Raw genomic sequence first — 10594 nt, forward strand, 5'->3', positions numbered from 1 at the left:
GGTCCGCCGGTAACTTTTCGTTTGCGCAAAACTCACCGTTTCGGGGGCGCGGTGCGCGGGCGCGGGCCGGCGCAGCGCAGTGCGCGGGCGCTCAGGCCCCGGCCAGCACCCCGCTGTCCATCGAGTACCGGATCCAGCGGCCGGCCTCGTCCGTCCGCGACTTTTCGCTCTTCTTCGCGCAGCGGGCAAACCAATCCCGGAGGGCGCGGTCGTGGCTGACCATCACGAGAGTCCCGGTGAAGTCCGCGAGCGCCTCCTCGAGCTGCTCCACCAGCACGGGCGCCAGGTGGTTGGTGGGCTCGTCCACGATCAGGGTGCTGTAGCCGCCCAGCAGCAGGCGGGCGAGGGCGAGCCGGCGCTGCTGGCCTGCTGACAGGCTGCCCACCGGCACGTGGAACTCGCTGGTGCGGAACAGGCCTAGGCGGAGGAGGGCCTCGGCGTGCTCATCGATATTGCCGCCCAGTCCCGCCACGAAGGCCGGCAGCAGCCGCAGTGAGGGCCGTTCCGGCAGTTCGAGTTCCTGCTGCAGATAGCCGACGCGTGCCGGGCGGCTCACGCTCCCCCCGGCCGGCTCCAGGGTGCCGGCCAGTACGGAAAGCAGCGTGGACTTGCCGGCGCCGTTGGGACCGGTGATGAGGATCTTGTCGCCGGTCCAGGCTTCGAAATCCGTAGGGCGCAGGCGGCCCGGAACGCTCACGCCACGGACGGAGAGGACCGCTGAGGGCTCATCCAGGCCAGGGGCGGTTTCCGTGTCCACGGCCAGGTCCGCGTTCAGCCGCAGCGGAACCGGCGGGCGGTCCACCGGGCTCGCCTCAAGCCGGCGGAGCCGTTCCTGGGCATTGCGGACCTTGCTGGTGGCCGCCTTCTGCCAGGTCCCGGCCTTGAAGTCGAAGCCCATCTTGTCGCCGTCGCGTTTGCGGGCGTAGCCCATTTTTCCGGCCACGGTGTCGGCCTGCCGCTGTTCGGCGTCCATCGCGTCGATCCATTGGTGGTACTCCTGGACCCAGCGCTGACGCTCGGCGGCCTTCTCGCGGAGGTAGCCGTCATACCCGTTGCCGAAGCGGGCCACTGCGAGACGCTCGGCGTCCACCTCGATAATCGTGCCGGCAACCTTACGGAGGAGCACACGGTCGTGGGAGACCACCACTACCGTGCCGCGGTGGGCGGCCAGCCGGTCCTCCAGCCACGCCGTTCCCCGCGCGTCCAGGTGGTTGGTGGGTTCGTCCAGGAGCAGGATGTCCGCCGGATCGGCCAGCACGCAGGCCAGGGCTACACGTTCCTGTTCGCCGCCGGAAAGTGAGCCCAGGGTCCGGGTCCGGTCCAGGCCGCCCAGGCCCAGCCGGTCCAGCGCGGCCTCCACCCGTGATTCCGCGGCGTAGCCTTCGCGCAGCTGGTACTCGGTCTGGAGCCTGCCGTACGTTTCCAGGTCGTCGTCCTCGGCCTCGGCCAGGCCTGCCTCCAGCCGGTCAAGCTCAGCCTCGAGAGCCCTTAGCGAGGCCAGGGAAGCGTCGATGGCGGCGCCCACGGTGAAGTCTTCCGGCAGGCCGTGGGCCTGCGAGAGGTAGCCCACCCGGCCATCACTGGTGACGGAGCCTTCGTCGGGCGTTTCGAGGCCGGCCATAATCCGGAGCAGGGTTGATTTACCGGCGCCGTTTTCGCCCACAATGGCCACATGTTCCCCGGCCGTGATGACCAGGGTGATGGCAGCCAGCAGCTGGCGGTCGCCGTAGCCGTGGGAGACGCCTGAAAGCTTGAGATGTTCGGTCACGGGAAGTCCTTGTATTTTTCCGCAGTGTGGCCGCCGGAGCTGAACCGGAATTGTTCAGGGGGTGCTCGACGACGGCCTTGGGTTTCGGGGGAACGGTCCGGCCTGGCCGGTCCGCTGCTTAGGACTTCATCGGTCCAGCCTGCCGTGCGGCGGTCCGTCAGTCAATAATCGGGACCCCTGTGCGGGATTACGCGGCCTGAAGCGCGGCTGCCTTCTTGCGGCGGGCCTTCGCCAGCCGGGTTCCGATCAGCCCCTGCCGCGGGCTGAAGAGATAGACGACGGCGAACACGGCTCCCTGCGTGAGCACCACCATCGCGCCGGAGGCTGTGTCCAGGTAGTAACTGAAGTAGATGCCGGCGATGGAGCAGGTGGCCGAGACCGCCGGGGCGATCACCAGCATGCGGGAGAAGCGGTCGGTCAGCAGGTAGGCCGTGGCACCCGGAATGATGAGCATGGCCACCACCAGCACCACGCCCACGGTCTGCAGCGCCACCACGGACGTCAGCGCGAGCAGCCCCAGGAGCAGCGCCCCCAGCCGCTTCGGCGAGAGGCCGATCGCGTGGGCATGCGTGGGGTCAAAGGCGTAGAGCGTCAGGTCACGGCGCTTCAGGATCAGGATGGCGAAGGCAACAACGCCGAGGACCAGCACCTGGATGAGGTCCGGGATGCTGACTCCCAGGAGGTTGCCGAAGATGATGTGATTCAGGTCTGTCTGGCTGGGTGTGACGGAGATGAGAACCAGGCCCAGGGCAAACAGCGAGGTGAACACGATGCCGATCGCGGCGTCCTCCTTGACCCGGCTGGTGTTGCGCACCACCCCGATCAGCGTCACGGCGATCAGCGCGAACACCAGCGCGCCGACTGCGAACGGCGCCCCCACAATATAGGCGAGAACGACGCCGGGCAGCACAGCGTGCGATACGGCGTCACCCATCAGCGACCAGCCGATCAGGACCAGCCAGCAGCTGAGCACGGCACAGACGATGGCGGCGAGGGCGGTGGTGATGATGGCACGGACCATGAAGTCGTAGCTCAATGGCTCCAGGAGCAGTTCCATGGCTCAGCTCCTGCTCTCGGTACCGGCTGCCGTGGCGCGTGCTGTGGGGTGTTTGCGGCCAGGCTCCTCCGGAAGGTCCCGGTTCAGCACGTCCAGGCCGAACGCCATGGCCAGGTTTTCCGGCTGCAGGACCAGCTCGGGGGCGCCGTGCATCAGGACCCGGCGCATCAGGAGCACGGCTTCGTCGCACAGTTCGGGAAGGGCGTGCAGGTCATGGGTGGAGACCAGGATGGTGCAGCCGTCGGAGGCGAGTTCGCGCAGCAGCCGGGTGATGGTGGCTTCGGATCGTTTGTCGACGCCGGCGAACGGCTCGTCCAGGAGCATCATGGTGGCGCCCTGGGCGATGCCGCGGGCCACAAATGCCCGCTTCTTCTGGCCGCCGGACAACTGGCCGATCTGGCGTCCGGCGTACTCGGACAGTTCCACCCGGTCCAGTGCTTCGTCCACGGCGGCGCGGTCTGCCTTGGAGGGGCGGCGGGTGAATCCCTGGTGCCCGTAGCGGCCCATCATCACCACATCGCGGACGGACAGCGGGAACTGCCAGTCCACATCCTCGCTCTGCGGCACGTAGCCGATCCCGCCTGCCTTGCGTGCCCTGGCGGGTGACTGTCCGCCGATCAGGACGCGGCCGGCGTCGGGCTTGATCATGCCCATGATCACCTTGAACAGGGTGGATTTCCCGGACCCGTTCATGCCGATCAGGCCGCAGATCCGGGCGGCGTCCAGGGTGAGCGAGGCGGAATCGAGCGCCAGGACCTCGCCGTAGTGGACGGTGACGTTTTCAACGAGGATGGCCGGGGCGTTCATGACGTTGCCCGGGCTGAAGCTGCTGCGGTGCCGGTGAGCGCCTTGGTGATGAGGTCGGCGTCGTGCCTGATCAGATCCAGGTAGGTGGGGACGGGGCCGTCCGCCTCGGATAACGAGTCGACGTAGAGGATGCCGCCGAACGTCGTCCCGGTTGCCCCGACCACCTGCTGCATGGGGGCGTCTGACACGGTGGATTCGCAGAAGACAGCCGGGACCTGGTTCGCCTTGACGTACTCGATGGCGCGGGTGATCTGCTGCGGCGTGGTCTGCTGCTCGGCGTTGACGGCCCAGATATAGACCTCGCGGAGGCCGGCGTCGCGGGCCAGGTAGGAGAACGCGCCTTCGCAGGTCACCAGGGCACGCTGTTTCTCCGGGACGCCGGCCAGGCTGGCTGTCATCTCGTCCTGCACAGCCTGCAGCTCGGCCTTGTACGCGTCACCGTTGGCCTTGAAAGCCGCCGCGTTCTCCGGGTCCAGCCCGCTGAATGCCTTGACCATGTTGTCCACATAGATCTGCACGTTCACCGGGGACATCCACGCGTGCGGGTTCGGCTTGCCCTGGTAGGAGTCCTCGCTGATGTCCATGACCGCCACACCGTCGCTGACCACGGCGTGCGGCACATCCAGACCCTCCACGAACTGCGCAAACCACGCTTCAAGGTTGAGTCCGTTGTCCAGGATCAGGTCGGCTTTGGACGCCTTCCGGATATCGCCGGGGGTTGGCTCGTAGCCGTGGATTTCGGCGCCTGCTTTGGTGATGGACTCCACCGTCAGCTTGTCCCCCGCAACGTTCCGGGCCACATCCGCCAGCACCGTAAAGGTGGTCAGCACCACGGGCTTCTCACTGTCGCCGTTGCCCGACGCATCGCCGCCGCAGGCTGTAAGGGACAGGGAGAGGAGGACGACGGCGGCAGCACCTGCAGCGCGCAACCTCGCCGCTTGGGGCGCGAAGGTCCGGGCGGCTACTTTGGCGCACCGAAACAGAAAGTTAGGCATACCGAATATTCTACGGGACGCCGAACTGGGGCCGCAATGTGACGCCACCCGCTTCCCTCGCCCAACTAGGTAGCGCTAACTGTCGTTTTGGAGCCCCATAACGACAGTTAGCGCTACCTAGTTGGGCGGGCGATAGGCTGAACCCATGGCGACAATCCACCGGCGACCACCCGCTCCGCAGCCCGAGCTCTACCGGTTTTCGGCCCTCGACTTCACCACCGTGGCCCTGTACGTCGCCGCGGCCGGACTCTTCGCCGTTGCCGGTGAACTGCTCGCCCCGTTCCTGCGCCAGCTGGCACCCAGCCCCGCCGCGGCGTCGTACGGGGTGAATCTGTTGTTCTACGGGTCCGTCGGGATCCTGGCCGTGATCGCCGCCCGCCGGGTGATGGCCAGGGACCTCCGGGTGCTGGCCACCCGGCCATGGTTCACGCTCCTGATGATCCCCACCGCGGTGATCGCCATGATGATCCTCACCGCCATCGTGGTGACCGCGGCCGGCGGCGTGCAGACCTCCGCCAACCAGGCCGGACTCCAGGAGCTTATGCAGCAGGTCCCCGCCTGGCTCATGGTGCCCGTGGTGGTCATCGTGGGCCCTTTTGTGGAGGAGTACATCTTCCGGCACCTGCTGATCGGCAAGCTCAGCCGCAAACTGAACATCTGGCTGTGCTGCGGCCTGTCCGTGGTGCTGTTCGCCGCCCTCCACATCGTGGGCCAGGAAGCCATCACGCTCCCCGCCCTGCTGCCGTACCTGGCCATGGGCGCCACGCTGGTCTTTGTGTATGTCTGGACCGGCAGGAACCTTATGTTCGCCTACTTTGTGCACGCGGCGAAGAACCTGCTGGCCGTGGTGTTCATCTACGCCATCCCGCCCGAGCTGTTCGAGCAGCTCCAGCAGGTCCAGCCTTAACAGTTCCGGCCCAACAGGGGGCCGGCTCCCCTATCCATCAGCAAGCCGCCGCGCGTAGGTTGGTGGGATGGGACTGAAGATCCAGATTGTGGTGGACAGCAAGAACCCGCACGAGCTCGCCGACTGGTGGGCGGAGACCCTGGACTGGGCTGTGGAACCTCAGGACGAGGGCTTCATCCGGTCCATGATCAGCCAGGGCTACGCCACGGAAGCGGAAACCCTCACCCACAACGGCAAACTCGTCTGGCGCACAGGACAGGCTATCCGGCCGCCGGAGGAACTCGAGGCTCAAGCGCCCGCCCACCGCGTGCTGTTCCAGGCAGTCCCGGAAGGGAAGACCGTCAAGAACCGTGTCCACTGGGACGTGCGGCTGGACGGGCGGGACAAGGAAGAAGTCCGGAAGCGACTCGAAGCCCGCGGGGCCACCTTCCTCTGGACCGCGAACGAGGGCCCGCACGAGTGGCACACCATGGCTGACCCGGAAGGCAACGAGTTCTGCATCAGCTGACCCGATTACTAGACTTGTCCGGTGAGCAACCAAATTCCCGCCAAGGTGTCCGACGTCTTTGACCCCACCCGCTGGCGCACCGTCTCCGGCTTCGATGACTTCCAGGACATGACGTACCACCGGCAGGTGGAGCGCTCCGGGGATGGCACCGTAACCAGGGACCTGCCCACCGTCCGGATCGCGTTCAACCGCCCCGAGGTCCGCAACGCGTTCCGCCCCGGCACCGTGGACGAGCTCTACCGCGCCATGGACCACGCCCGTATGACCCCGGACGTCGCCACCGTCCTGCTCACCGGCAACGGCCCCTCCCCCAAGGACGGCGGCCACTCGTTCTGCTCCGGCGGGGACCAGCGGATCCGCGGCCGCGACGGCTACCGGTACGCGGAAGGTGAGACCAAGGAAACCATCGACCCCGCCCGCGCCGGCCGCCTCCACATCCTGGAAGTCCAGCGGCTGATGCGGACCATGCCCAAGGTGGTCATCGCCGTCGTGAACGGCTGGGCAGCCGGCGGCGGGCACTCCCTGCACGTGGTCTCCGACCTCACCATCGCCTCCCGCCAGCACGGCAAGTTCAAGCAGACCGATGCCACCGTGGGAAGCTTCGACGCCGGATACGGCTCCGCACTGCTGGCCCGCCAGATCGGCCAGAAGACCGCCCGCGAGATCTTCTTCCTGGCCCGCGAGTACTCCGCCGAAGACATGGTCCGCATGGGCGCCGTAAACGAGGCCGTGGACCACGAACGGCTCGAGGAAGTGGCCCTGGAATACGCCGCGGACATTGCCCGCCAGTCACCCCAGGCCATCCGCATGCTCAAATTCGCCTTCAACCTCGCCGACGACGGCCTGGCAGGCCAGCAGGTCTTCGCCGGCGAAGCCACCCGCCTGGCCTATATGACGGACGAGGCCGTGGAAGGGAAGGAAGCGTTCCTGGAGAAACGCGACCCTGACTGGTCCCGCTTCCCCCATTACTTCTAAGGCAGGACGGCACATGAACATCGGACGCCAGCACATCGGCCCCCTGGACATTGAACCGGCGCTCACCGCCCTGGCGGCCGCCCTCCGCGGTGAGGGCCCCGCCGTCGAACTATCCATCAGCCCTGACGGCGAACTGGTGGTGGGGCACACCGAAACCCCCGGCTGCGACGACGCCGTGGCAGTGGTGCGCACGTCTGGCTCGACCGGCGCGCCGAAGGCCACCGTCCTGACCGTCGAGTCACTGGCCGCGTCCTCCATGGGCACAGCGCTGGCACTCCAGGGCGAAGGCCAGTGGCTGCTTGCCCTTCCGGTCCAGTTCGTGGCCGGCGTTCAGGTGCTGGTGCGCTCGCTGTTTGCCGGCACACGGCCGTGGGTCATGGACATGTCCGGCGGTTTCACGCCCGAAGCGTTCACGGCGGGCGCCCTGGAGCTCACGGATCCCATCCGATTCACCTCGCTGGTGCCTACCCAGCTGCAGCGCCTCCTGGACGCCCCGTCCCCGGAGACCCTGGCTGTCCTGCGGCGTTTCGACGGCATCCTGCTGGGCGGCGCACCGGCGTCGGCCGGGCTCCTGAAGGACGCCCGCGAGGCCGGGCTGCGGATCATCACCACTTACGGCTCGGCGGAAACCTGCGGGGGCTGCGTCTACGACGGCGTGCCGCTGACCGGTGTGGAGGTCCGGATCGCCGAGGACGGCCGGATCCTGCTGGGCGGCGACACCGTGGCCGCCGGATACCTCGACGCGCCCGAAAGCACTGACACGTTTTATGAGGAAGACGGCGTGCGCTGGTACCGCACGAACGATCTGGGCTCCGTGGACGCGGACGGCCGGCTCACCGTGCTGGGCCGCGCCGACGACGTCATTATCACCGGCGGCGTCAAGGTCTCCGCGGCGCACGTACAGGAAGAGCTGGAAAAGTCCGACGGCGTCGCAGCGGCTTTTGTGGCCGGTGTCCCGTCCGCGGAATGGGGCCAGGCCGTGGCCGCCTATGTTGCGCTGGCCGGCGGCGCCTCCGGCGCCGATGCTTTGGCAGCTCCCCCCGGCGACGCCCCCTCCGGCGCCGGGGATCACGCCGTCGTGCTTGAACAGAGATGGCACGCCCGGCTGGGACTGCTGGCCCCGAAAACAATCCTCACCGCCAGTGAGCTGCTGATGCTTCCCAACGGCAAGCCGGACCGCCTGGCCATGATCGAGCGGCTCAACGCCCTGCACCAGGGAAAGTAGAGTAGAGCTGCACCGGCCGCCCCCGCAGCCGGTGCACACCGTTTCACCGTTTTCCCCCAACCCAACACGAGGTACTCACCGTGGCCACAGCCGCACAATGGATCCAAGGCGCCCGCCTCCGCACTTTGCCGGCCGCCATCGCCCCCGTGCTGATCGGCACCGCCGCAGCCTACGAGCTGGATTCGTTCCGCCCCGTGAACGCCGTGCTGGCCGCCCTGGTGGCGCTGCTCCTGCAGGTCGGCGTGAACTACGCCAACGACTACTCCGACGGCGTCCGCGGCACCGACGAGGACCGGGTGGGACCGCTGCGGCTGGTGGGCTCCGGCGCTGCCAAACCCGAGCACGTCAAGTATGCGGCGTTTGGTACGTTCGCCCTGGCCATGCTGTTTGGCCTGGCACTGGTGGTGATCACCCAGAGCTGGTGGCTGATCCTGGTGGGGATCGGCTGTGTGATGGCGGCCTGGGGCTACACCGGCGGCAAGAACCCGTACGGCTACATGGGCCTGGGTGACGTTTTTGTGTTTGTCTTCTTCGGCCTCGTGGCCACGCTCGGCACCACCTACACCCAGGCCGGTCAGGTCAGCCTGTCGGCGGTGATCGGCGCGATCGGCACGGGCCTGATTGCCTGCGCCCTGCTGATGGCCAACAACGTCCGCGATATCCCCACGGATATCCAGGCGGGCAAGAAGACCCTGGCCGTGCGGCTGGGCGATAAACACGCCCGCGAAAGCTACGTGCTGATGCTCGCGGTGGCCATCCTACTGGTGGTGATCCTTGCACCCGGGCGCCCATGGATCCTGATCGTGCTGCTGCTCATCCCGGCCTGCCTGATGCCCGCCTGGCTGATGATCAACGGCCGCAAGCGCAAGAGCCTGATCCCCGTCCTCAAGCAGACCGGCCTGATCAACCTCGGCTACAGCCTGCTGTTCACACTGGGACTGGTACTCAGCCACGGTTTCTAGGCGTCGGGAGTCTTCGGGGTGGTATTCCGGATGGTGACGTCGGTACTGGCATCCGTGAGGCGGTCCTCGGCGGCGGCATCCGCGGCCTCACCGGCGTTGGGCCCCGGCTTTGTCTTGCCGGTGAACCGGTCATGCAGGGCGGCCGCAGCTTCGTCGCGCTGCTTCTGGAAGAACAGGTAGCTGACGGCGAAGGCAATCAGCGCCGCGCAGACAACAGACAGCAACGCCCCCAACTGCAGGAACATAAACAAGACGAAGAGCGGCGCAAACAGCGCCAGCCGGATCAGGGAGTATCTCAGGAAAGCCACCACCCAAGTTTAGCCGCCCCGCCTGAACGCCAAACCCCTGCGGACGATAGACTTAATGGCATGCTCTTCCGTGTGGCTCTGGCCGTGGCAGTACTCGTCATCTTTGTGTATGGATTGGTGGACGTGATCCGTACTGACGCCCGCCTGACCCGGGGGATCTCCAAGCCCGCATGGATCATCGTCATGATCGTGCTTCCCGTGATCGGCGCCATCCTCTGGCTGCTGATGGGGCGTCCCCGGAACACGCCTCCTGCCCGGCGCGCCTACAGCGGCCCCACCGCCCCGGACGATGATCCCGACTTCCTCCGGAACCTGGAGGTCCGCCGCCGGAAACAGGCCGAAGCAGCCCGCCTCAAGAAACTCAAGGATGACCTGGAGGCGAAGGCCGACGACGGTCCCGCCGGCGCCGGACCGGACAGCACAGGAGACGCAGACACCCACGACACCGGCGACGTGAAGTAGGACCTATGCCACAGCACCCCGACGGAAACCCCCAACTGCCAGTTGCGCCCGCCGGGGCTGCTTCGCCCCCTCCTCCCCCGCCGCGGCCGGGCCTGTCCTACGCCGCACCGGCTCCCATCCTGGTGATTCCGCCGGCCCCGCGCAGCATACGGCTGGGCCGGGCCCTTTGGCTGTCCAGTTTCGTCGCCGGGCTTGCCGTCCTGGTGGGCTCTTTCCTCACCCGGGATTCCCATCTGGAGCGGCTCCGCGCCGTCGTGGACGAGATGGCGCCGGGCGGGGATGACGCCGCCCTCACCACGTCCACGGCCATCGTTTTTTGGGGCAGCGGCGGTGCCCTGCTTCTGTTGATCCTTCTCCAGGCGGCCCTGCTGGGGGCTGTCTCCGGCCGCCGCGGGTGGGCCCGCTGGCTCATGATCCTGCTCCTGGCCGGGCAGGTGGGCGTGATGGCCGTGACAGCAGTCTTCCTCGTTCCCGAGGGCGACGCCGGCAGTTACGTTCTTATCCTTTGGGCCGCCCAGGTGCTCCTGGCCTTCGCCGGCCTCCTGGCACTGCTGATGCCTTCGGCCCACCGCTGGTTTAAGTCACGGCGGAACCGGCCCTAGCAGGCCGTCGCGGGCGCC

12 protein-coding genes are annotated in these 10594 nt (G+C 67.3%); 7 read left to right on the plus strand and 5 right to left on the minus strand.

The window, feature by feature from the left end; all coding sequences use genetic code 11:
* Window positions 1-91: 91 nt before the first annotated feature.
* The 4 genes from IDT60_RS15525 to IDT60_RS15540 all read right to left on the minus strand — a co-directional run bounded on the left by IDT60_RS15525 (window position 92) and on the right by IDT60_RS15540 (window position 4627).
* Window positions 92-1768: an ABC-F family ATP-binding cassette domain-containing protein gene (locus IDT60_RS15525; RefSeq protein ID WP_191079724.1), complete on the minus strand. Its 1677-nt coding sequence runs from the start codon at window positions 1766-1768 to the stop codon at window positions 92-94.
* A 187-nt stretch (window positions 1769-1955) separates the two neighbouring features.
* A complete protein-coding gene (locus IDT60_RS15530) occupies window positions 1956-2825 on the minus strand; it encodes a metal ABC transporter permease (RefSeq protein ID WP_164205286.1) in 870 nt (289 codons plus the stop codon).
* Between the two features lie 3 nt (window positions 2826-2828).
* Window positions 2829-3632, minus strand: a complete 804-nt coding sequence (locus IDT60_RS15535) for a metal ABC transporter ATP-binding protein (protein WP_191079725.1) — start codon at window positions 3630-3632, stop codon at window positions 2829-2831.
* Window positions 3629-4627, minus strand: a complete 999-nt coding sequence (locus IDT60_RS15540) for a metal ABC transporter substrate-binding protein (RefSeq protein ID WP_191079726.1) — start codon at window positions 4625-4627, stop codon at window positions 3629-3631. Before IDT60_RS15540 ends, IDT60_RS15535 begins: the two co-directional genes overlap by 4 nt.
* A 145-nt stretch (window positions 4628-4772) precedes the next feature.
* Between IDT60_RS15540 and IDT60_RS15545 the strand changes: the two genes are divergently transcribed.
* The 5 genes from IDT60_RS15545 to IDT60_RS15565 all read left to right on the plus strand — a co-directional run bounded on the left by IDT60_RS15545 (window position 4773) and on the right by IDT60_RS15565 (window position 9204).
* Window positions 4773-5534 carry a CPBP family intramembrane glutamic endopeptidase gene (locus IDT60_RS15545; RefSeq protein WP_191079727.1) on the plus strand — a complete coding sequence of 254 codons (762 nt, stop codon included), beginning with the start codon at window positions 4773-4775 and terminating at the stop codon, window positions 5532-5534.
* Between the two features lie 67 nt (window positions 5535-5601).
* Window positions 5602-6042 (plus strand): VOC family protein, encoded by a 441-nt coding sequence (locus tag IDT60_RS15550; RefSeq protein ID WP_191079728.1) that lies wholly within the window; start codon window positions 5602-5604, stop codon window positions 6040-6042.
* A gap of 21 nt (window positions 6043-6063) precedes the next feature.
* On the plus strand, window positions 6064-7017 hold the full coding sequence (locus tag IDT60_RS15555) for a 1,4-dihydroxy-2-naphthoyl-CoA synthase (RefSeq protein WP_191079729.1): 954 nt from the start codon (window positions 6064-6066) through the stop codon (window positions 7015-7017).
* Between the two features lie 13 nt (window positions 7018-7030).
* The gene (locus IDT60_RS15560) at window positions 7031-8242 is read left to right on the plus strand and encodes an AMP-binding protein (RefSeq protein ID WP_191079730.1); all 1212 of its coding nucleotides are present in this window, start codon (window positions 7031-7033) and stop codon (window positions 8240-8242) included.
* Window positions 8243-8322: 80 nt separating this feature from the next.
* Window positions 8323-9204 carry a 1,4-dihydroxy-2-naphthoate polyprenyltransferase gene (locus IDT60_RS15565; RefSeq protein ID WP_164205275.1) on the plus strand — a complete coding sequence of 294 codons (882 nt, stop codon included), beginning with the start codon at window positions 8323-8325 and terminating at the stop codon, window positions 9202-9204.
* On the opposite strand, the gene IDT60_RS15570 is transcribed toward IDT60_RS15565, so the two are convergent.
* A complete protein-coding gene (locus IDT60_RS15570) occupies window positions 9201-9512 on the minus strand; it encodes a DUF4229 domain-containing protein (protein WP_191079731.1) in 312 nt (103 codons plus the stop codon). The two genes, IDT60_RS15565 and IDT60_RS15570, sit on opposite strands and share 4 nt — an antisense overlap.
* Window positions 9513-9572: 60 nt before the next feature.
* Here IDT60_RS15570 and IDT60_RS15575 point away from each other — a divergent pair, with 60 nt between their 5' ends.
* Both IDT60_RS15575 and IDT60_RS15580 read left to right on the plus strand, forming a co-directional pair.
* The gene (locus IDT60_RS15575; RefSeq protein ID WP_191079732.1) at window positions 9573-9974 is read left to right on the plus strand and encodes a PLD nuclease N-terminal domain-containing protein; all 402 of its coding nucleotides are present in this window, start codon (window positions 9573-9575) and stop codon (window positions 9972-9974) included.
* A gap of 5 nt (window positions 9975-9979) precedes the next feature.
* Window positions 9980-10576: a hypothetical protein gene (locus tag IDT60_RS15580; RefSeq protein WP_223883748.1), complete on the plus strand. Its 597-nt coding sequence runs from the start codon at window positions 9980-9982 to the stop codon at window positions 10574-10576.
* Window positions 10577-10594: the final 18 nt, after the last annotated feature.

The organism is Pseudarthrobacter sp. BIM B-2242 (assembly GCF_014764445.1).
Classification (GTDB): Bacteria; Actinomycetota; Actinomycetes; order Actinomycetales; family Micrococcaceae; genus Arthrobacter; species Arthrobacter luteus_A.